This window comes from Streptomyces sp. BV286, assembly GCF_019090165.1.
Lineage (GTDB): Bacteria > Actinomycetota > Actinomycetes > Streptomycetales > Streptomycetaceae > Streptomyces.
Window position 1 is genome coordinate 1 of record NZ_JAHRIB010000047.1, and the last position, 21,392, is coordinate 21,392.

A 21,392-nucleotide genomic window follows, 5' to 3' on the forward strand; every position below is an offset into this window, starting at 1 on the left:
CCCCTACACGCTCCCCCCCACCTGCTTTCCCCCCTCAAGCTCCAAGGAGACGCACCATGACACGCACCGGCCGCAAGGGACATCACCGGAGCAAGAAGAAGCGCATCGCCCTCATGCTGGCCCCGGTGGTGGCCGCCGCGGTGGCCGTTCCGCTGATGAACCAGGCGGGTGCCGCCACCCCGTCCGAGGTGTCCAGGGACTGCGCGGAGGACTCCGCGAAGCTGGAGGACTGCGCGTTCGTCGACGTCCAGGTGAAGAGGAACAACCTGGGCCCGAACAAGCGTGTCTCCACCGTGACGGACAACTGCGGATCCACCGCCGACGCCACGAAGAACTTCAGCGTCTCCGCTTCGGTGACGAGGTCCATCACCCTTGAGGACGGGTTCACGGCCGCCGCGGACTCGAAGCTGGGGAACTCGTTCTTCGAGATCGGCGCCAAGTTCAACACGACGGAGTTCAGCATCCAGCGGGACGACACCGGGACAGGATTCGACTTCTCCAGGACCGACACCGTGAAGGCCGACCACCTCGGCTTCTTCATGTGGTCGGAGAAGCGCACCGACGTGAGCGGCTTCCTCAGGGCCACGTACAAGGAGGAGCAGGACGGTCAGAAGGTGTTCTTCTCGCCCGGCGAGGGCGGCACGAGCGTGCACGTCTTCTACCCGCAGCTCCTGAAGAACGGCACCCCTGACGGCCGCCTCTGGCTGCGCAACGTGAAGTGCGGAACTCCCGAGGCGGGCGGAATCCAGAACTCGTCGAAGAGCCTGAGGGCGGAACCCGGCTTCGAGGAGGGCGGCTCGAACGTCTCGGACGTCGAGATCCCGCTGTCCGAGATCCCGGCGCCGTAACGACGCCCGGCGACCAGGGACCGACGGCCCCCGCGATCCGCGCGGGGGCTTTTTCCGTGCCCGCCCCCGCGTCAGTGGAGGGGCGAGCCCTGGATGCCCGGGGCGTCGCCGTGCGGGGCACCGAGCCACCGCAGCACCGCTTCCGTGCCGCCCCGGGCGTCCAGCTTGGCGTAGATGTTGCTGAGGTTGTTGCGGACGGTCTTCTCGCTCAGCCCCAGCCTCAGGCCGATGTCCTGCGCGCCGAGGCCGGTCGAGAGCAGCTCCATGATCTCCCTCTCCCGGGGTGAGAGCAGGGAGCGCACCCGCTCCGTCGCCTCCGCGCCGTCGGGCATCCGCCGGGCGGCCTCCCGCAGGACGACGGACGCGGTCGGCGAGAGGTAGGTGTGTCCGACCGTGGCGGCCACGACCGCCGAGGACAGCATGCAGGCGCAGTAGTCGCCCTCGACCAGATAGCCCGCCCCGCCCCGGAACACCTCGACCACCGCCTCGGTGTCCCGCCGGGGGCTGACGACGATCACCGGGGCGCTCGTCGCGCCCATGGCCGTCAGCAGCTCCGCGAAGGCGGCCGGCGGTTCCTCGCAGCGCAGGACGACGACGTCCACCGTGCCGCGCAACGGGCCCTCGCGAAGAGCGCGGTAGGGCGCAGGCACGTGCTGCGCCGGGCCCACGTACGGGTCGTCCGGAGCCGGCCAGTCGTCGTGCGGCCAGTCGCCCTCGGCACAGGCGAGGGCGACGGACAGCTTGCGGGACGGGTCTGCCGGGGCGACGGCGCCCGTACGCCGGGCGCCGGACAACGAGCCGCGCAGAGAACCGTGTTGGGAACTGTGTTGGGAACCGTGCTGGGAAGTTCGGACGTGCCGGGGCGATCGCACTTCGCGTGTCCTTCCGCCGAAGCCAGGATGCCCCTACGTACGTGCCACGGACGGAATATGTTCGAAGTTTCAACGACAAACTGTCTGGCTGTCAGACAGGTTTCCCACGGAGGTCCGCCTCCGCGAGTCCCGGGCTCTCTAGAGCAGCGGCGCGACCTCCGTCCCGAACGCCGCCATCTGGTCGGTGAGTTCGGTGCGGCTCCTGCTGCGGAACCGCACCTGGATCTGGTGCACCCCCATCGCCCGGTACGCCCGCAGCGACTCGGCGAGCGCTTCGGGGGCGCCGGTGAGGGTGCGGCGCCCCACGGCCCAGTCCGGCTCCCCCACGTACAGCGGTTCGGTGATGGCGCCGACGGTGAGGGGTTCGGCGATCCCCGCTTCCTCCCTGAGCCGGCCGATGCGGGCGATCTGCTCGGGCAGCCGCTCGCGCGGGTCCCCCTGCGGCAGCCATCCGTCGCCCTTGACGGCGGCCCGCCGGACGGCCGCGGGCGAGGAGCCGCCCACCCAGACGGGCACCCGCTCCTGCGCCGGCCGGGGCCGCTGCCCGAGCCCCTCGAAGTCGTACAACTTGCCGTGGTGGGACGGGAACTCGTCCGGCCCGAGCGCGGCCCGCAGGGCGTCGACGCACTCGTCGAGCACGGCCCCGCGCCGCTCGAAGTCCACCCCCAGCGCCTCGAACTCCTCCTGTACGTGCCCGGCGCCGACTCCGAGGATCAGGCGCCCCCCGCTCAGGTGGTCGAGGGTCGCGTACTGCTTGGCCGTGGCGAGGGGGTGCCGCAGCCCGACGACCGCGACATGGCTGAGCAGCCGCACCCGCTCGGTGACCGGGGCCAAGAAGGCGAGGGTGGCGACCGGGTCGTACCAGACGGTGCTCATCGCGGGGGCGAGCCGCCTCGGTATCGCGACGTGGTCGCAGCTCGCGAGATACGCGAAGCCGGAGCCGTCGGCGACCCGGGCGATCTCCACGAGATCCTCCGGCCCGGCGTCGGCCTCCCACGCCTCGGCGTAGAGGGTGCTCTGCGACTGGACCGGGAGCTGCATCCCGTAACTGAAGGGCGCGTCACCGGGAGGGGAGCCGCCGGGGGGCGTGTTCACCGGGCACCGCCCGGTCCGGCCCACAGACCGTCCTGCGTCAGCCCCAGCAGCTCGATCGCGTTGCGGCGGACGATCCGGTCGACGACGTCCGCGTCCAGGTGGCCCATCTGGGCCTCGCCGACCTCGCGCGACTTGGGCCAGGTGGAGTCGGAGTGGGGGTAGTCGGTCTCGTACAGGACGTTCCCGACGCCGATGGCGTCCAGGTTCTTCAGGCCGAAGGCGTCGTCGAAGAAGCAGCCGTAGACGTGCTCGCTGAAGAGTTCGGACGGCGGGCGGTGGACCTTGTCGGCGACGCCGCCCCAGCCGCGGTTCTCCTCCCAGACCACGTCGGCGCGCTCCAGGATGTAGGGGATCCAGCCGATCTGGCCCTCCGCGTACATGACCTTGAGGTTCGGGAAGCGTTCGAACTTGCCGCTCATCAGCCAGTCGACCATCGAGAAGCAGCAGTTGGCGAAGGTGATGGTGGAGCCGACGGCGGGCGGGGCGTCGGCGGACGTGGAGGGCATCCGGCTGCTCGACCCGATGTGCATGGCGATGACGGTGCCCGTCTCGTCGCAGGCCGCGAAGAACGGATCCCAGTCGTCGGTGTGCACGGACGGCAGTCCGAGGTGCGGCGGTATCTCGGAGAAGGCGACGGCCCGCACCCCGCGGGCGGCGTTGCGCCGGACCTCCCGCGCGGCGAGTTCCGCGTCCCACAGCGGGATGAGGGTGAGCGGTATCAGCCGGCCCCGGGCGTCGGGCCCGCACCACTCGTCGACCATCCAGTCGTTGTAGGCGCGCACCGAGAGGAGCCCCAGCTCGCGGTCCTTGGCCTCGGTGAAGGTCTGGCCGCAGAAGCGCGGGAACGTGGGGAAGCAGAGGGCGGACTGGACGTGGTTGACGTCCATGTCGGCGAGGCGCTGCGGGACGTCGTACGAGCCCGGGCGCATCTGCTCGTACGTGATCACTTCGAGTCTGATCTCGTCGCGGTCGTATCCGACGGCGGTGTCGAGACGGGTGAGGGGGCGGTGCAGGTCCTCGTACACCCACCAGTCGCCGATCGGGCCGTCGTCGCCGGGGCTGCCCATGACAGGGGCGAACTTGCCGCCCAGGAAGGTCATTTCCTTCAGGGGGGCGCGCACGACGCGGGGTCCCTGGTCCTGGTACTTCGACGGGAGCCGGTCCCGCCAGACGTCGGGAGGTTCCACCGTGTGGTCGTCCACCGAGATGATCTTCGGGAAGGTCTCCATACGTTGTACGGTAGCGCCGATCTGACGGTGCGTCAGCTCTCTGGAGGGCGGTCTCTGGAATGCGGAAGTCGCGTCGTGGGGTTGCGAGGACGGGGTGTGGGCCCTGTGAGAGGTTGCGCGAGTTGCCACGGCGTCCTGTGATCGGTGTCTCCCACGGCTGACGCATCCGCCATGGACAAGGCAAACTGGCGTGGTTGTCATGACGGTTCGGCAGGGGGACAGCGATGGACGGTGTACCGCGAGTACCGGAGCAGCGGCGCCCCGAGGAATCGGCGAGCCTCCGCTTCAGCGTGCTCGGCCCGGTGCGCGCCTGGCGTGGGGCGGATTCCTTGCCCACGGGCTCCCCACAGCAACGCGCGCTGCTGGCGGCCCTGTTGCTCCGCGAGGGCCGCACGGCCACGGCGGGCGAGCTGATCGACGCACTGTGGGGCGAGGAGCCGCCTTCCCAGGCGCTGGCGGCTCTGCGCACGTACGCGTCCCGGCTCCGGAAGGTGCTGGATCCCGATGTCCTGGTCAGCGATGCGGGCGGGTACGCGATCCGTTCCCTCCGCGACGGGGCGCTGGACCTCGCCGTCGCCCAGGAGCTGGCCACCGACGCCGAGAAGGCGAGGAACTCGTGTGACCTGTGCCACGCCCGCGCTCTCCTCAACAAGGCACTGAACCTGTGGGACGGAGAGGCGCTGGCGAGCGTCCCCGGCCCGTACGCGGAGACGCAGCGCACGCGCCTCGAGGAGTGGCGGCTCCAACTGCTGGAGTCTCGCCTGGACATGGACCTCGAACAGGGCTGCCACGCGGAGGCCGTCTCCGAGCTGACGGCCCTGACCGCGACCCACCCCCTGCGGGAGCGGCTGCGTGAGCTGCTGATGCTCGCGCTGTACCGCTCGGGCCGGCAGGCGGAGGCCCTCGCGGCGTACGCGGACACCCGGCGGCTGCTGGCGGACGAGCTGGGCGTGGACCCGCGCCCCGGACTCCAGGTACTCCAGCAGCGCATCCTTCAGGCCGACCCGGCGCTGGCGGAACCCTCGGCCCCGCTGGCCCCGGAGACCCCGGCCGTCCCGGTACGCCCGGCCCAGCTGCCCGCCACGGTCCCGGACTTCACCGGCCGGACGTCCTTCGTGTCCGAGCTGAGCGAGGTGCTCTCGGCGGCGTCGGCGGCCGAGGGCCGGGTGATGGCGGTGTCGGCCCTGGCGGGCATCGGCGGCGTGGGCAAGACGACCCTGGCCGTGCATGTCGCCCACCGGGCCCGGACCGCCTTCCCGGACGGGCAGCTGTACGTGGATCTGCAGGGAGCGGGCGGACGGCCGGCCGAACCGGAGACGGTACTGGGCGCCTTCCTGCGCGCTCTGGGCACCGCGGACTCGGCCATCCCGGACTCCCTGGCGGAGCGGGCGGCCCTGTACCGCTCGACCCTGGACGGCCTGCGGGTCCTGGTGCTGCTGGACAACGCCCGGGACGCCGCCCAGGTCCGCCCTCTACTGCCCGGGACGGAGGGGTGCGCGGCACTGGTGACGTCACGGGTGCGGATGGTCGACCTGGCCGGCGCGCACCTGGTCGACCTGGACGTGATGTCACCGGAGGAGGCACTCCAGCTCTTCACGAAGATCGTGGGCGCGGAGCGCGTGGCCTCGGAACGCCAGTCGGCGCTGGACGTGGTGGCGGCCTGCGGCTTCCTGCCGCTGGCGATCAGGATCGCCGCCTCCCGGCTGGCGGCCCGGCGCACCTGGACGGTCTCGGTCCTGGCGGCGAAGCTCGCGGACGAACGGCGGCGCCTGGACGAGCTGCAGGCCGGCGACCTGGCCGTGAAGGCCACCTTCGAGCTGGGCTACGGGCAGTTGGAGCCCGCCCAGGCGCGGGCCTTCCGGCTGCTGGGGCTCGCGGACGGTCCGGACATCTCCCTCGCGGCGGCCGCCGCCGTCCTCGACCTCTCGACGGAGGACACCGAGGACGTACTGGAGTCGCTCGTCGACACCTCGCTGCTGGAGTCGGCGGCGCCCGGCCGCTACCGGTACCACGATCTGGTCCGGCTCTACGCGCGTGCGTGCGCCGAGCGGGACGAACAGCCGCCCGGCGAGCGGGCCGCCGCGATGTCCCGGCTGCTCGACTTCTACCTGGCCACGGCCTCGGGGGTCTACGCGATCGAACGGCCGGGCGACCGGCTGGTGGACCACCTGGAGGCGACGGAGTACCCGGGGCTGCGGTTCACCGAGGGCAGCGCCGCCCTCGACTGGCTCTACACGGAGGCCTCACCGCTGCTGGCCTGCGTACGGCAGTCGGCGGGCACGGAGTTGCTGCCGCGGGCGGTGGACCTGCTGTGGGCCGCCAAGGACCTCACCGAGTCGGGGGCCAACTCCCACCAGTACGAGACGACGGCCAGGGCGATGTGCGACGCCACCCGGGCCGCCGGGGACGCCCGCGCGGAGGGCAGGGCCCGCACCACGCTCACCAACGTCCTGCTGGTCTCCGGCCGCATCCAGCAGGCCGCCGAACAGGCGCAGCTCGCCATGGACCTCGCCGCCACCGCCCAGGACGCCATGGCCATGAGCTGGGCGGCCAACGACCGGGGGCTCACCTTCCTCCACCAGGAACAGTTCGCGAGCGGCAAGCCGTACTTCGAGCGGTCGATCGAGGGGTACGGCGCGATCGGCAACCGTCCGCTCGAAGCGCTCAGCCTGTGCAACCTGTCCCGCGCCCACCTGGGCATGGGCAACATCACCATGGCGGTGGAGATCGCGCAGCGCGCCCTCGCGACGTACCTGGAGATCGGGCAGACCCTGCGCCTCGCCAACGGCCACTTCACGCTGGGCATCGCGCTGACCAGGGCCGGCCGGCATTCCGAGGCGCTCAGCCAGTTCTCCGACGCGCTGTCCGTGTTCGGCAGCCACCGGCAGCGGCTCTGGGAGGGAACCACCAACTTCCGGATGGCCGAGGCGCATCTGGCGGCCCGCCGGCCCGCGCAGGCGGCCCAGCACGCCGAGCAGGCCCTCGCGCTCGGCTGCATCGGCGGCGACCGGATGCAGGGCATCGTCCTGACGCTCCTGGGCCGGGCACTGACCATGCTGGGGCAGGTGGACCGGGCCAGGGCCTGCTGGCGCGAGGCGCTCAACCTGCTCGAACAGAACGGCGGCGCGGTGCAGGCCGAGGAGGTCAGGGCGCTGCTCACGCCCGCCAAGGCGGCGTGAGCGGCGGCCCTGCGGCCGGATTGACGCGGACGTTCAGCATTCGTTTATCGCCGACCGGCACTCTCATACCTGTCACACCGTCGCGTCGGGGGGCAGACGGTCTGACCAGGAGCCCAACCGGTTAGTGTGCGGCTCCGAACGCCCGTCCAGCGGCCCTCGGGGGAGTTTCTGGGCGGGCGTTCCTCACTCGTCACCACAACGGAGGGACCCGAGCCCATGAGCGACCAGAAGAAGGACACGGAGTTCACGACGCAGGACAACGGGATGCCGACGCCGCCGGCCAAGGGCCCCGTCGTCAAGCCGCTCGACAACGGGATGCCGACGCCGCCGCAGGACACGGAGGTCGCCCCGCTGGACAACGGCATGCCGAGCCCGAGCGAGCCCGCGAAGAACGAGCTGCGGACCATGGACAACGGCATGCCCGCTCCGCCCGCCCTGGACCTCGACGGCGGCAAGTAGAGACCTTTCTCCCGACGGGGATCGGCCGCGGTGGCGCGGAGGGGGAGCCACCGCGGCCGAGGTCTGTCCGGGGCACGGTCCGGGCCCGGGCGCAGGCGGGAGGCGCACGCGGTCTGCCCGACCGTGCCCCGGACCGCTAGCGTCGGTCACTGTCCGGAAATCCTCTCCCCACCGGAGCCGAGATGACCCGTACCAAGAAGATTTTCGCCACGATCGCCCTGCTGGCCGGTGTCACCGCCGCGGCCGCGAGCCCGGCACTGGCCGACAACTCCATGCCCGCGCCGCCGCCGGACAACTCGATGCCCGTGACCGCACCGGGCGGCCCCACGCCGTAAGGCAGCACCCCGAGGGGGCCGAGCCCACCGGGCCCGGCCCCCTCTGCATGCGCGGCCGGAGCCGGCCCGGCTCCTCAGGCGCAGAGTTCGCCGTCGATCAGGTCGCTCTGGGCCCGCTCGGTGGACAGGTCGGACGCGCCGTCGCCGGTCGCGTGCAGGACCACCACCCGGCGGCCGTCCGGGCTGATGCCGTTGCGGGTGGTGGAGCCGGGGAGATCGCCCGCGTGGCTGTAGTAGGAGCCGCCGCAGGTCAGCGGAACCCGCATCAGGCCGAGGCCGTAACTCGCGCCGGGCCACACGACGTCCAGGTCCGGGGTCCGTACGGTCGTCTTCATCTCCTTCAGTTCCGCCGAGCGCAGCAGCTTGCCGCCCAGGAGCGCCTTGTAGAAGCGCGTCAGGTCGGCCGTCGTACCGATCACGGCGCCGGCCGCACCCGCCGCGGAGGGGTTGAAGGCGGTGGTGTCGATCGTCGGCCCGGTCTTCCCGAAGTCGGAGTAGCCGTGCAGGTGGCGGCCGGAGATCCGGGTGTCCGTGGTCGGCACGGAGGTGTCGCGCAGGCCCAGCGGGCGGATGATGCGCCGGGTGACCTGCTGCTCCCAGCTGTGCCCGGTGACCTTCTCGATGATCATCCCGGCGAGGATGTAGTTGGTGTTGGAGTACGACCACTTGGCGCCGGGCTCGAACTCCGGGGCGTGCCGCATCGCGATGCCGACCAGCTGCTCCGGGGTCCAGGTCGTGTAGCGGCCCGCCTGATAGGCGTCCACGCTGGTCAACGGGGCGAAGTCCGCGGTGTAGTTGAACAGTCCGCTGGTGTGCTGGAGCAGCTGCCGTACGGTGATCCGGCTGCCGTCGTTGCCGTTGCCGGACACGACTCCCGGCAGCCAGTGCTCCACCGAGTCGTCCAGCGACAGGCGTCCCTCACCGACGAGTTGAAGCACCACCGTGGCGACGAACGTCTTGCTGGCGCTGGCCATCCGGAACCGGTCACCGGAGCGGGCGGCTGCGCCGGTGGCCTTGTCGGCCACCCCGGCGTTGGCGTACCGGGAGCCCCGCGGACCCGTCGACTGGGCCACGACACCCACGGACCCGGTCTTCAGGATCGCGTCCACGCCTGCCTGCAGCGCCTTGTCGTGCGCCGTGCCGTGCGTCTTGTTGAGCGTCGGCTTCGCCGCCGGCCCCGTCGCGCCCGCCGCGGGCAGGGTCAGTCCGATACCGGCCAGGGCGGTCACCAGCGTCGTGGCCACGATGCGGGAGGTGAGCTTCGTCTTCATGCGGGCTGGCTCCTAGCGGGTCGGTCGTCGTACCGCCGTTGCGGTGTGATCACCAACTTAGGAATTCCGGCCGTACGTCACGATCCGGCAGCCTGGCCGTCCGGTACGGGTGCTCACACCCCGGGGCTGGTAGCGCCTGCTGTACCCGACCGGGCCCGACCTCGGCCAACACGGCTGAAGGCAGGGTCCGGTGACGGTACGTCAGTCGGTCGGTCAGGAGCGGCGCCGTGCGTCGTCGAGGTAGCGCAGGACCGCCGCGACCCGCCGGTCCACCTGGTCGGCGGGCGACAGGTCGAGCTTGGCGAAGATGCTGCGGATGTGCTTGTGGACGGCGCCTTCCGTGACGACGAGCCGTTCGGCGATCGCCCCGTTGCCCAGGCCCTCCGCCATCAGCCCGAGCACGTCGCGCTCACGGGGGCTGAGCCGCTCCAGGCGGGTGTCCTGGCGGCTGCGGGTGAAGAGCTGCGCGACGACCTCCGGGTCGATGGCCGTTCCCCCGGCGGCCACCCGGTTGAGCGCGTCGAGGAACTCCTCGACCCGGCCGACCCGTTCCTTCAGCATGTAGCCGAGCCCGGTGACCCCGCCGACGAGCAGCTCCGTGGCGAAGGACTGCTCGACGTACGCCGACAGGACGAGGACCGCGAGATCGGGCCTGCGCCGCCGGGCCTCGACGGCCGCGACGATCCCCTCGTCGGTGTGCGTCGGCGGCATCCGTACGTCGAGGATGGCGACGTCCGGCTTGTGGGTGTCGATGGCGTCGAGGATGCCGTCGGCGGTGCCGGCGGTGGCCACCACGTCGAGTCCCTCGGCGCGCAGCAGCAGCGCGAGCCCCTCCCGCAGCAACGGGTCGTCCTCGGCGATCACAATCCGCATGGCATGTCCACCTTGAGAGTCGTCGGGCCGCCGGGCGGGCTGGCCAGGTCGAGGGTGCCGTCGTGGGCCGCGATCCGGCGGCGGATTCCGGTGAGCCCGGAGCCGCCGGCCTCGTCGGCGCCGCCACGGCCGTCGTCGGTGATGTCCAGTCGCAGCCGGCCGCCACGGCTGCGGACCGTGACGGTGGCGCTCGTCGCCCCGCTGTGCTTGGCGATGTTGGTCAGCGTCTCGGCGACCACGAAGTAGGCGCTCGCCTCCACGGACGCGGCGCACCGCTCGGGTGCCTCGACGTCGATCCGGCAGGGCACCGGACAGCTCGCCGCGAGTCCGGTGAGCGCGCCTTCGAGGCCGCGGTCGGCCAGTACGGGCGGCAGGATGCCCCGGGCGACGGAGCGCAGCTCGGAGAGGGCCTGCTCGGCGGCGCTCTGGGCCCGTTCGAGGAGTTCGTCGGCGCCCGCCGGATCGCGGGCCACCATGCGGCGGGCCGCGCCGAGCAGCACGGTGACGGTGACGAGCCGGTTCTGGGTGCCGTCGTGCAACGAGCGCTCGATGCGCCGCAGTTCGGTGGCGTGCGCGTCCAGGGCGGCGGCCCGGGTGGCGGTGAGTTCCGCGACGCGCAGGGACAGGTCGGTGTCCGGTCCGGCCGCGAGGAGGGTGCGTCCCGGCCGCGCCTGGAGCCGTGCCATGGCGGGGGTGAGGCCCACGATGATCGCGATCCAGCCGAGGCCCAGCAGAGTCACGGCCAGGGCGTCGGGCCAGCCCTGGGCGTCGCCGAGGCCCAGGGACGTACTGGTCGTGTTCTCCGGCATGAAGCGCCAGTACAGCGGGAACAGCGCGTCGCGTACGGCCATCAGCGGCAGCAGCAGCGCGATCAGGCCGAGCAGCAGCCCGAGCGTGCCGTGCCTGGCCAGCCAGCGCAGCTCCCGCCGGGTGGCCGGGTCGACGAGGGCGAGCCGCAGCCGTGCCGGGGCCGGGTCGGGCCCGATGACCTCGGGTCCCCACCGGGCGAGCCGGTGGCGTTCGCGGTCGGCGAGGGAGTGCAGGGCGCGCAGCGCGGCGGGGGCCATGAGCAGTCCGACGCCCACGACGGACGTCACGGCGGCGACGGCCAGCCAGAACAGCACGGCCAGCGCCAGCGCCGCGGTCCCGAGCCCGCCGATGAGCTGTCCGAGCGCGGCGCCCGCGGCCTCGGCGGTCCGGATCACGCTCGCCCTGATCCCGGGCCGTCCCGCGTCCGCGTCGACCGGCTCACCGTGCCGGGTCGGGATCGACATCCGCTCCTCCTCTCTGCCTCGCCAACAGCCCTGTCCGGGCGGCCGGTTCATTCCCGATGAGGAGCGTAGAGGTACAGCCTGCTGTACCCCGAGTCGGGCTGCTGGCGGGCTCGGCCGCACAGGGTGCTGATCCGTAACTTCGGTGATGTCAGCGGGACCCGCCCCAGGGTCCGGAGAGTTCGAAGAATCCGAAGAGGGACAGCGATGGCCACCATGGACCCCTACCGCCTCACCAGCGGCGTCGAGAGCACGGACCCGGCGACGACCGACGTCACCCGCAACGACGTCGTGCGTACGGTGCTCTGGCTGGTGCTGGTCGTCAGCACCGTCGGCAACATGGTGGCCTCCTACGGCACCGCCTCCACCGCGATCCACCTGGCCTGCGGCGTCGTCACCGCGCTGTGCGTGACCGCGCTCGTCACCCGCCACCTGCGGGGCCGGCGATGAGCGGCGTCCGGGCGGGAGCCGGCTTCCCGGCGACGACACGGACCGGTCCCGCCATCGCGCTGGAGAACGTCAGCAAGACGTACGCGGGAGGCGTCCACGCCCTCGACGACGTGTCGCTGGCCGTGGAGCACGGCACGTTCCTCGCCGTGATGGGGCCCTCGGGGTCCGGCAAGAGCACGCTGATGCACTGCGCCGCCGGCCTCGACTCGCCGACCTCGGGCAGCATCCGTATCGGCGGCCAGGAGATCGGCGGCCTGAACGAGACCCGCCGCACCGAACTGCGCCGCGAGCACATCGGGTTCGTGTTCCAGTCCTACAACCTGGTCCCCGCGCTCAGCATCGCCGACAACATCACGCTGCCGCTGCGCCTGGCGGGGCGGGCTCCCGACAGGGAGTGGCTGCGGACCCTGGTCGAGCGGGTCGGGCTGGCCGACCGGCTGTCGCACCGGCCCGCCGAGCTCTCCGGCGGGCAGCAGCAACGGGCGGCGATCGTACGGGCGTTGGTGGCCAGGCCGGCCGTCGTGTTCGCCGACGAGCCGACCGGAGCACTGGATCTGCGCAGCGCCCACGAGGTGCTCGGCCTGCTGCGCGAACTCGTCGACGAACTGCACCAGACGGTCGTGATGGTCACCCACGACCCGGCCGCCGCCGCCCAGGCGCACCACGCGGTGGTGATGGCCGACGGCCGGGTGGTCGAGCGCCTGTACCAGCCCACCGCACCCGAACTGGCCGACCGTCTCGTCAAGCTCGGAGAGGTCTAGAACCATGCTGTATCTCGCGGTCCGGATGGCCGGACACCGGATCACCGCCCTGCTGGCGGTGGCGTGCGCGGTCCTCGGCGGAGCGGTCCTCATCACCGGCACCGGTGTGATGGCCGAGTCCGGGTTCCGCTCCCAGCTGCCGGCCGGACGCCTGGCGGGCGCGCAGGTCGTGGTCTCCACCGAACAGAGCTTCAGTTCGGGCCCCGACCTGCCGATCGCGTACACGGAGCGCGGCTCGGTCCCGGCCGGGCTGGTCGACGAGCTGGCCCAACTGCCCGGCGTCACCGCGGCGGTCGGCGACATCGGCTTCCCCGCCGGCCTCGTCGACGCCGACGGCCGGGTCGTACCGACCGAGGACCCGCGGACGGCCGGGCACGGCTGGTCCTCGACAAAGCTGATCGTGGACGGGAAGGTCGACGGCTCCGCTCCGGCCGGCACCGGTGAGGTCGCCCTCGACAGCGCCACGGCCGCCACCGCGGGAGTCCGGGTGGGGGACGAGGTGAAGGTCGCCGCCGGCGGCCGCGCCGCCGCCGCGTACCGCGTCACGGCGCTGGTGAACGCACCGGACGCCGGAATTTTCTTCGCCGACCCGACGGCCGTACGGCTGGCCGGCCGCGCCGACGGACAGCGCGCCGGGACCGTGGACCTGGTCGCCCTGCGCACCGAGCCCGGCGCCGAGGCCTCGGTGGCCGCAGCCGCCCGCGAGAAGATCAAGGACACCGGCAGGAAGACGGCCGCCGGCAAGGACACCGAGGCCGCCGCCCCCCTGGTCGTCTCCACCGGTTCCGAGCGCGGCGACGTCGCCTCTCCCGGCGCGGGCGCCGCCCGTTCCCTGCTGATCCTGCTGGCCGCTTCGCTCGCCGGGATCATCATGCTGATCATCGGGTTCGTGCTGGCAAGCGCGCTCGCCGTGTCGATCGGCGGCCAGCGCCGCGACCTGGCCCTGATGCGGGCCGTCGGCGCGACTCCCCGGCAGATCAGGCGACTTGCGGCCGGACAGGCCTCCATCATCGCCGCCGTGGCGGTCGTGCCCGGGGTCGGCCTCGGCTATCTGCTGGCCGGCCGGTTCCGGCAGCTGCTGGTCGACCGTGAGGTGATCCCGCAGGCCCTGCCGCTCACGTTCAGTCCGCTGCCCGCGCTCGCCACCGTCCTGCTCCTCGGCCTCGCCGTGCAGGTGTCGGCCCGCAGCGCCGCGTGGCGCACCTCGCGCATGCCGGCCACCGAGGCGGTCGCCGAGTCCCGCAGCGAACCCCGCACCCCGTCGAAGACGCGTGCCCGGGTCGGGCTGCTGCTGATCGTCGCCGCCACCACGCTGTCGGTCGTACCGCTGCTGAGCCGTACGGTCATCGGCGCGACGGCCACCTCCATGGCCGGCATCATCGGCGCGATCGGCCTGGCCCTGGCGGGACCCGCCCTGGTCCGGGGCATCGGCAACGCGGCGGGCCGGCGGCTGCGGCCCGGGGTCTCGGCGCCGACCTGGCTCGCGGTGTCCAACATCCGCGGATACTCCCTGCGGATCTCCGGAGTCGTCAGTGCCCTGGCCATGGCGGTCGTGTTCGTCCTGACCTACACGCTGGCCCAGACGACCGTCATGAGCGCCACCGCCCAGGACACCCGCACCGGCACCCTCGCCCAGCAGCAGCTGACCGCGCCGGACCTCGGCGGCCTGCCCACCGGCACCCTCGCCGCCGTCACCAGGACCCCCGGCGTCGAGGCGGCGGCCCCGGTCGGCGACACCACCGTCATCCGGCAGTACAAGCAGTTCGGTGACCCGGTCGTCGAAGCCGCCTCCGCGAAGATCCTGACCCCGGCCGCGTCGGACGTCCTCGACCTCGGCGTACGGGACGGCAGCCTGGCCGGGCTCACCGGCGACACGGTCGCCGTCAGCACCGAGGTCGCCCGCTCCCCCGGCTCGGGACTCGGCAGCCGCATCACCCTGGTCCTCGGGGACGGCACCCGGGTCAGCCCCAAGGTCGTCGCCGTCTACGACCGCGGCCTCGGCTTCGGCCCGCTCGCCCTCTCCCACGACCTGGCCGAGGGCCACACCACCGCGGACCTCGACCAGAGCATCCTCGTCCGCACCGACGGCAGCGAGACGTCCCGGCGCGCTCTCAACGCCCTCGCCGCGGGCCGCCCGGGCCTGGCCCTCACGCCCACCGACACCGGATCGGGCGACAGCCTGAGCGACGCCCCGCCCACGGTCTGGATCAACCTGGCCCTCATCGTCGTGCTCCTCGGCTACCTCCTCCTCAGCATCGCCAACAAGCTGGTCGCCACCACCGCCCAGCGCCAGGGCGAGATCGCCACGCTCCGCCTCAACGGCACCACGCCGCGCCAGATCCTCGCGATGATGCGCCGCGAGGCCGCGGTGATCGGGGTCGCCGCCGTCACCACCGGCCTGCTGCTGTCCGCGATCCCCCTCGCGCTGCTCAGCATCGGCTTCCTGGACCGGCCGTGGCCCGCGGGCCCGGTGTGGCTGCTCCCCGCCGTCGCGCTGACCGTGATCTGCACGGCCTTCGTCACGGTCGAACTCCCCACCCGCCAGGCACTGCGCACGGCACCCGCCCACGCGCTGTCCGCCCGCGAATAGCGCGGGGCGCCACGAGAAGGGAATCGCAGGTACGGGCGGACGCGCGGCGGGATCACCCCGGCCGCGCGTCCGCCCGTACTCCCGATCCCGGACCAGCCCCTCAGCGCCCCCGCAGTTCGCCCTTGACGACCTTGCCGCTCGCGTTGCGCGGCAGTTCGCCCACGAACTCCACCGTCCTCGGCACCTTGTAGTTGGCCATCTCCCGTCGGGCCCAGGCGATGAGGTCGTCCCCGGTCGCCACGGCCCCCGGCCGCCGTACGACGTACGCCCGGCCGACCTCGCCGAGCCGGTCGTCCGGGACGCCGATCACCGCCACGTCCGCGACGTCGGGGTGGAGGCCCATGAGTTGCTCTATCTCCGCCGGGTACGCGTTGAAGCCGCCGACGATGAACATGTCCTTGATGCGGTCGGTGATCCGGAGGTTGCCGGCGTCGTCCAGGACGCCGATGTCGCCGGTGCGCAGCCAGCCGTCGGGCGTGAGTGCCTCCGAGGTGGCCGTCGCGTCCTCGTAGTAGCCGCGCATGATGTTGAAGCCGCGGACCAGGACCTCTCCCGGACCGCCCGGGGCGACCGTGGCGCCCCTGGCGTCCACCACCTTGACCTCCGTGCCGGGGATGGCCCGGCCCGACGTGGACGCGATCACGCCCGGCTCGTCGCCCCGGCGGCACATCGTGACGATTCCGCTCGCCTCGGAGAGGCCGTAGGCGGTGAGGACCGTGCCCACGCCGAGTTCCTCCCGCAAGCGCTGCACCAGGCGCAGCGGGACGACCGCCGCGCCCGTCACCACCAGCCTCAGGGCGGAGAGGTCGTACGCGTCACGCTTCGGGTGGTCCAGGAGGGACTGGTGGAGGGTGGGCGGGCCGGGGAGCACCGAGATGCGTTCCGAGGCCACGTTCGCGAGGACCGTGTCCACGTTGAACACCGGCTGCGGGATCATCGTCGCGCCCCGCATCAGGCAGGCGATCACACCCGCCTTGTAGCCGAAGGTGTGGAAGAAGGGGTTCACGATCAGGTAGCGGTCGCCCTCGCGCAGGCCCGCCAGGTCGCACCACACGTCGTACGCCCGCAGTGTCTGCGCGTGGGTGATCACGGCGCCCTTGGGGCGGCCCGTCGTGCCCGAGGTGAAGATGATGTCCGAAGGGGCGGAGGGGTCCAGCGCCGAGGCCCGTTCCCGTACCGTCGCCTCCGCGACCCCGTCCCCGCTCGCCAGGAAGTCCTTCCAGGTACGGAAGTCGGCGGGGGCGTCGTCCGACAGGACCACCACCTGCTCCAGGTGCGGGAGGCCCGGGAGGGGCCCCTCGCCCTCCTCCCGCTCGGCGCAGGCCCGCCGCAGGGACGCCACGTACGACGTCCCGAGGAACGTGCCCGTGACGAAGAGCAGTTTCGTGCGGCTGCGGGACAGGACGTACGCCGCCTCCGTCCCCTTGAAGCGGGTGTTCAGCGGGACGAGGACCGCGCCCGCCGACACCGCTCCCAGCGAGGAGACGATCCAGTCCAGGGTGTTGGGCGCCCAGATCGCCACCCGGTCGCCGGGGGTCACGCCGTTCGCGACGCAGGCCGCCGCCGCGCGTTCCACCCGGGCGCCCAGCTCCGCGTACGTGACGCGCGTACGGCCCTCGACGACCGCCTCCACGCCGGCGTACCGCTCGGCCGCCGCCCGGACGAGCCCCGGGATCGTGCCCCACTCCAAGTCACCGCGCACAGCAGGCCTCCCCACCAGTAGCTGACTACCCGTCAGATTAGCTGTAGCCTGACGCCCTGTCAGCATCAGCGGACCGGGGTGGAGGTGTGCCCATGGCACGGACAGGGGCAGGCACGGGGGCGGCGGGACTCAAGGACGCGACGGCCGTCGTCGGGATCGGACAGACCGCCTTCGCCAAGCAACTCCCCGAGAGCGAGAAGGCGTTGGCGTGCCGGGCGATCCTCGCCGCCCTCGACGACGCCGGGATCGACCCCGCCGAGGTCGACGGGCTCGCCTCCTTCACGATGGAGGAGACCGACGAGGTCGAGGTCGCCAAGGCCGCGGGATTCGGCGACCTCACCTTCTTCAGCAAGGTCGGCTTCGGCGGCGGAGGTTCCTGTGCCACGGTCGCGCATCTCGCCTCCGCCGTGGCCACCGGGCAGGCGACGGTCGGCGTGGCCTGGCGGTCACGGAAGCGGGGCAGCGGGCCCCGCCCCTGGAAGAACACGGCAGTCCAGCTCCCCACCCCCGCCCAGTGGACCCGCCCCTTCGGTCTCCTGCGGCCCGCCGACGAGATAGCCATGCTCACCCGCCGCTACCTGCACGAGTACGGGGCCACCCGCGACCACCTCTTCAACGTCGCCCTCGCCTGCCGGAACCGGGCGAACCAGAACCCCGCGGCGATGATGTACGAGCGGCCGCTGACCCGGGACATGTATATGACCTCCCGCTGGATCAGCGAGCCCCTCTGCCTCTTCGACAACTGCCTTGAAACGGACGGGGCGTTGGCCTGCGTGATCGTCTCCGCGGAGCGGGCCCGCGACTGCCGGCACCGGCCCGTGTACGTGCACTCCGCCGCCCAGGGCCTGCCCGCCCAGCACCACGGGATGGTCAACTACTGGAACGACGACCCGCTGACCGGACCCGCCTGGACCGCCGCCCGACACCTGTGGAAACACGCCGACTTCACCCCGCAGGACGTCGACGTCGCCCAGATCTACGACGCGTTCACCGCCCTCATACCGCTTTCCTTGGAGGGCTACGGCTTCTGCGGCCGGGGCGAGGGCGGCGCGTTCACGGAAGGGGGCGCCCTGGAGATCGGCGGGCGCCTGCCGGTGAACACGAGCGGCGGCGGACTCTCGGAGGCGTACGTCCACGGCTTCAACCTCATCAACGAGGGCGTGAAGCAGCTCCGCGGCACCAGTACCGCGCAGGTCCCGGGCGCCGCGACCTGCCTGGTCACGGCGGGCGAAGGGGTGCCCACGTCCGCTCTCCTCCTGAGGAACTGACCGACCCGACAGGGCAACCAGCCCCCACCGAACCGAGGAGCCGACATGCTGACACCGGTCGTGGACGACGACGGCGCCCCCTTCTGGGAGTACGCCGCCCGGGGAGAGCTGCGCGTCCAGGCCTGCGCGGAGCCCGACTGCGGCGAGCTCCGCTTCCCGCCCCGGCCCTGCTGCCCGCACTGCCACTCCTTCGACAGCCGGTGGCGCCCGATGAGCGGCCGGGGACGCGTCTGGTCGTACGTCGTCCCGCATCCGCCCCTCCTGCCGGACTACGCGGCGCAGGCCCCGTACAACGTGATCGTCGTCGAGCTGACGGACGCGCCCGGCATCCGGCTCGTGGGGAACCTCGTCAGCGGGCCGGACGCACCACTCAACTCGGTCGCCCGGGAACGGATCCGGATCGGGGCGAAGGTACAGGTGGTCTTCTCTGACGGCGGGGACGGCATCCGGCTGCCCCGATGGGTACTGGAGCGGCCATGACCCTGCGCATCACCGCCGACAAGGACACCGGCGTCGCCGTCGTCACCCTCGACCGGCCCGAGCGGCTCAACGCCATCGACCTCGACACCGCCGCCGAACTGACCGCCGCCTGGAAGGAGTTCAGGTTCGACGACTCCGTACGGGCGGTCGTCCTCACCGGGGCGGGCGGGCGGGCCTTCTCCACCGGCCTCGACCGGGACGCCGAGGTGCCGCAGCCCGGCTCGCCCTACATGCTGGACGATCCGCTCGTCGCGATCGGCCCGAAGGCGGCCGGCCTGTGGAAGCCGGTGATCGCCGCCGTCAACGGCATGGCGTGCGGCGGAGCCTTCTACCTGATCGGCGAGGCGGAGTTCGTGGTCGCCGACGAGACGGCCACCTTCTTCGATCCGCACACCACGTACGGCATGGTCAGCGCCTACGAGTCGGTCTACCTGGCGCAGCGGATGCCGTTCGGGGAGGTGGCCCGGATGGCGCTCATGGGGACGGCCGAGCGGATCTCGGCCCGGCGCGCGTACGAGGTGGGTCTGGTCTCCGAGATCACCCCGCCGGGCGAGGCCCTGCCGGCCGCCGTGCGGTGCGCGGACGTCATCGCGTCCTACCCGACCGCGGCCGTCCAGGGGACGGTACGGGCCGTGTGGGCCGCGCAGGAGGCGACGCGGGCGGCGGCCCTGTCGCACGCGCCGCACCTCGTCTCGCTCGGGAACCTGCCCGCCGAGGGTCAGGCCGAGCTGTTCGGCGCCCGCCGCCCGGGCTTCCGGACCCGCTGACCACGGCCGCGCCGGGCGCCGCCCGGAGCCCCGTCGTCGCCTGGCGGGGCTCGCCCACCCGGCGTAGCGTCGGCGTCGGGGGCAGCGAACGGAGGCCCGCGCATGGTCCGTAACGTGATCGGGTCCCTCCTCGCTCTCGCCGGAGCGACGGCCGCCGTATGGAGCCCCTTCCGCGCCTGGTACGACGGCCGTCTCGGACGGCACTACCGCCTGGGGGACCTGTTCTCCGGAGGCGGCGTCACGACCGTGTCCGCGGAGCTCTTCGCCTCGCTCTTCCTGCCGTTCGCGGTGGCCGCGCTGATCACGGTGGTCGGCCTGCTGTTCAGATCCCGGCTGCTGGTGGGCCTGGCCGGCGTGGTCGTCCTCGGCTTCACCGTGCTCTGGATGGTCCGGGTGGGCCAGGCCGAGGGCACCCTCGTCGTCCTCGGCGACGCGGGCGACGGGCTGGGAACGGGGGCGGGGCTCGCCTTCGGCGGCGGGGCGCTGCTGCTGGTGGCCTCCGTGGTCCTGCGGGGGCGCGGCAACCGGGAGGACGCCCACTACGTACCTCCGTGGGACCCGACGGTGCCGACGCTCGACCAACCGACGCGGTCGCAGGACTACCGCTGACCGCTTCCGCCGGACGCCTTGTGACCTGCGGGTTCGTCGCGGCCGGTCACGCGGCCCGCCCCGCGCCTGTCAGCCGCCCTCGGGCGCCCGGTGGCCCCGCCGCTCAGGAACGGGCCGTACCCGTCCCCTTCTCCGCGTCCAGCGCGTACACGCACCGGTCCTTGCTGCACGCGTACACCACGCCGTCCTTGACGACGGGCGCCCCGGTGATCTCGCCACCCGTGGCCAGCTTCCACCGGAGCCGGCCGTCGTCGGCCTTCAGGGTGTAGAGGAGATGGTCCGTGGAGCCGAAGTGGATGCGTCCGTCGGCCACGGCGGGCGCGCCCACCAGGTCGCCGCCCGCCTGGAAGCGCCACTTGGGCGTACCGGTGACGGCGTCCAGTGTGTAGAGGCCCTTGCCGCTGCCCACGTGGACGTGTCCGGCCGAGACGAGGACCGGTTCGATGGAGGAGCGGGCCTCGGTGGCGATGCGCCAGCGGTCGCGGCCGTCGGTGGCGTCGAGCGCGTACACCGTGCCGAGGTAGTCGGCGAGGTACACCCCGCCGCCCGTGACGGCCGGGCCCGGCGCGAAGGTGGGCGGGCTGAGGAAGACGGCGGGCGCCTCGAAGTGCCAGCGGACGTGCCCGCCGGCGATGTCGATGGCGAGGACCCGGGTGCCGGCCGACACGTACACGTATCCGTCGTCGGCCTGGGTGATGCGGACGGGGACTCCCCCGCAGGACGCCGCGTCACCGATGGGGTACGACCAGCGTTCCTCGCCCGTGCGGGCCTCCAGGGCGCGCAGCCGGGCGTCCTTCCAGACGTAGACCGTGCCGTCGAGGACGAACGGACCGGCCTCGGGCGACTCGAAGTCGGTCTGGGCTCCGGTGATCTCCCAGAGCTTCTGGCCGTTGGCGGCCTCCCAGGCCTGTACGCCGCCGCCGCGGGTGCCGGTGACGACGGTGCCGCGGTCGGCCCGGAGGGAGTACACCCAGGCGTCGGTCGGCAGCCGCCACAGGTCGGTGCCCTCGCGGGCGTCCAGGGCGAAGAGGGTGGGGCCGTCGGAGGCGTGGACGCGGCCGTCGGCGACCGCCATCGACCAGGCGACGTCCCGGGTCTTGAAGCGGCGCCGGCCGGTGGCCACGTCGAGCGCGTGCACCTCGAACGAGGTGACGTAGACGAGGTCTCCGGCGACGGCGGGCGTACCCCACACGTCGTTCGACATGCGGAAGCGCCACGGCCGCCAGGACGAGCCGCCGTCCGGCCCGGGGCCGGGCGCGGGTACGGGGACGGGTCCGGCCGCCGCGAGGTCGGCGCCGTTCACGCCGGGGCGCGGCCGGGACCAGGAGGCCGC

At 72.7% G+C, this 21,392-nt stretch carries 19 protein-coding genes; 11 read left to right on the forward strand and 8 right to left on the reverse strand.

Features of this window, described 5'->3' with window-relative positions; genetic code table 11:
- Positions 1–56 precede the first annotated feature (56 nt).
- A complete protein-coding gene (locus KUF83_RS06425; protein WP_217453579.1) occupies positions 57–848 on the forward strand; it encodes a hypothetical protein in 792 nt (263 codons plus the stop codon).
- 71 nt (positions 849–919) lie between these two features.
- On the opposite strand, the gene KUF83_RS06430 is transcribed toward KUF83_RS06425, so the two are convergent.
- The 3 genes from KUF83_RS06430 to KUF83_RS06440 all read right to left on the reverse strand — a co-directional run bounded on the left by KUF83_RS06430 (position 920) and on the right by KUF83_RS06440 (position 4,044).
- Positions 920–1,642: a response regulator transcription factor gene (locus tag KUF83_RS06430; protein WP_217453580.1), complete on the reverse strand. Its 723-nt coding sequence runs from the start codon at positions 1,640–1,642 to the stop codon at positions 920–922.
- A 216-nt stretch (positions 1,643–1,858) separates the two neighbouring features.
- A complete protein-coding gene (locus tag KUF83_RS06435) occupies positions 1,859–2,761 on the reverse strand; it encodes an LLM class F420-dependent oxidoreductase (RefSeq protein ID WP_217453581.1) in 903 nt (300 codons plus the stop codon).
- Between the two features lie 50 nt (positions 2,762–2,811).
- On the reverse strand, positions 2,812–4,044 hold the full coding sequence (locus KUF83_RS06440; RefSeq protein WP_217453582.1) for an amidohydrolase family protein: 1,233 nt from the start codon (positions 4,042–4,044) through the stop codon (positions 2,812–2,814).
- Positions 4,045–4,268: 224 nt separating this feature from the next.
- Between KUF83_RS06440 and KUF83_RS06445 the strand changes: the two genes are divergently transcribed.
- The 3 genes from KUF83_RS06445 (at position 4,269) to KUF83_RS06455 (ending at position 8,017) form a co-directional block, all read left to right on the forward strand.
- Positions 4,269–7,223: a BTAD domain-containing putative transcriptional regulator gene (locus KUF83_RS06445; protein ID WP_217453583.1), complete on the forward strand. Its 2,955-nt coding sequence runs from the start codon at positions 4,269–4,271 to the stop codon at positions 7,221–7,223.
- 216 nt (positions 7,224–7,439) lie between these two features.
- Positions 7,440–7,682, forward strand: a complete 243-nt coding sequence (locus KUF83_RS06450; RefSeq protein WP_217453584.1) for a hypothetical protein — start codon at positions 7,440–7,442, stop codon at positions 7,680–7,682.
- 182 nt (positions 7,683–7,864) lie between these two features.
- On the forward strand, positions 7,865–8,017 hold the full coding sequence (locus tag KUF83_RS06455) for a hypothetical protein (protein WP_217453597.1): 153 nt from the start codon (positions 7,865–7,867) through the stop codon (positions 8,015–8,017).
- Between the two features lie 74 nt (positions 8,018–8,091).
- Here the strand turns inward: KUF83_RS06455 and KUF83_RS06460 are convergent, their stop codons facing one another.
- The 3 genes from KUF83_RS06460 to KUF83_RS06470 all read right to left on the reverse strand — a co-directional run bounded on the left by KUF83_RS06460 (position 8,092) and on the right by KUF83_RS06470 (position 11,435).
- A complete protein-coding gene (locus tag KUF83_RS06460; RefSeq protein WP_217453585.1) occupies positions 8,092–9,288 on the reverse strand; it encodes a serine hydrolase in 1,197 nt (398 codons plus the stop codon).
- 213 nt (positions 9,289–9,501) lie between these two features.
- On the reverse strand, positions 9,502–10,161 hold the full coding sequence (locus KUF83_RS06465) for a response regulator transcription factor (RefSeq protein WP_217453586.1): 660 nt from the start codon (positions 10,159–10,161) through the stop codon (positions 9,502–9,504).
- Positions 10,149–11,435, reverse strand: coding sequence for a sensor histidine kinase (locus KUF83_RS06470; RefSeq protein WP_217453587.1), 1,287 nt, complete (start codon positions 11,433–11,435; stop codon positions 10,149–10,151). Before KUF83_RS06470 ends, KUF83_RS06465 begins: the two co-directional genes overlap by 13 nt.
- A 204-nt stretch (positions 11,436–11,639) precedes the next feature.
- On the opposite strand from KUF83_RS06470, the gene KUF83_RS06475 reads away from it, so the two are divergent.
- The 3 genes from KUF83_RS06475 to KUF83_RS06485 are packed head-to-tail and all read left to right on the forward strand — an operon-like array spanning position 11,640 to position 15,233.
- Positions 11,640–11,882, forward strand: coding sequence for a hypothetical protein (locus KUF83_RS06475; protein WP_217453588.1), 243 nt, complete (start codon positions 11,640–11,642; stop codon positions 11,880–11,882).
- Entirely contained in the window at positions 11,879–12,643 is a 765-nt protein-coding gene (locus KUF83_RS06480) for an ABC transporter ATP-binding protein (protein WP_217453589.1), read from the forward strand. Before KUF83_RS06475 ends, KUF83_RS06480 begins: the two co-directional genes overlap by 4 nt.
- 4 nt (positions 12,644–12,647) lie before the next feature.
- Positions 12,648–15,233, forward strand: coding sequence for an FtsX-like permease family protein (locus KUF83_RS06485; RefSeq protein WP_217453590.1), 2,586 nt, complete (start codon positions 12,648–12,650; stop codon positions 15,231–15,233).
- Between the two features lie 100 nt (positions 15,234–15,333).
- On the opposite strand, the gene KUF83_RS06490 is transcribed toward KUF83_RS06485, so the two are convergent.
- Positions 15,334–16,935 (reverse strand): FadD3 family acyl-CoA ligase, encoded by a 1,602-nt coding sequence (locus tag KUF83_RS06490; RefSeq protein WP_308402927.1) that lies wholly within the window; start codon positions 16,933–16,935, stop codon positions 15,334–15,336.
- 92 nt (positions 16,936–17,027) lie between these two features.
- Between KUF83_RS06490 and KUF83_RS06495 the strand changes: the two genes are divergently transcribed.
- From KUF83_RS06495 to KUF83_RS06510, 4 genes are all read left to right on the forward strand, one after another.
- The gene (locus tag KUF83_RS06495) at positions 17,028–18,203 is read left to right on the forward strand and encodes a lipid-transfer protein (RefSeq protein ID WP_217453592.1); all 1,176 of its coding nucleotides are present in this window, start codon (positions 17,028–17,030) and stop codon (positions 18,201–18,203) included.
- 45 nt (positions 18,204–18,248) lie between these two features.
- On the forward strand, positions 18,249–18,683 hold the full coding sequence (locus KUF83_RS06500; RefSeq protein ID WP_217453593.1) for a Zn-ribbon domain-containing OB-fold protein: 435 nt from the start codon (positions 18,249–18,251) through the stop codon (positions 18,681–18,683).
- Positions 18,680–19,450 (forward strand): enoyl-CoA hydratase/isomerase family protein, encoded by a 771-nt coding sequence (locus tag KUF83_RS06505; protein WP_217453594.1) that lies wholly within the window; start codon positions 18,680–18,682, stop codon positions 19,448–19,450. Before KUF83_RS06500 ends, KUF83_RS06505 begins: the two co-directional genes overlap by 4 nt.
- Before the next feature lie 102 nt (positions 19,451–19,552).
- Complete coding sequence (locus KUF83_RS06510) at positions 19,553–20,059, forward strand: hypothetical protein (RefSeq protein ID WP_217453595.1); 507 nt, start codon at positions 19,553–19,555, stop codon at positions 20,057–20,059.
- A gap of 103 nt (positions 20,060–20,162) precedes the next feature.
- Here KUF83_RS06510 and KUF83_RS06515 read toward each other — a convergent pair.
- Positions 20,163–21,392, reverse strand: a 1,230-nt coding sequence (locus tag KUF83_RS06515) for a PQQ-binding-like beta-propeller repeat protein (RefSeq protein ID WP_217453596.1), incomplete at its 5' end; no start/stop codon positions are given.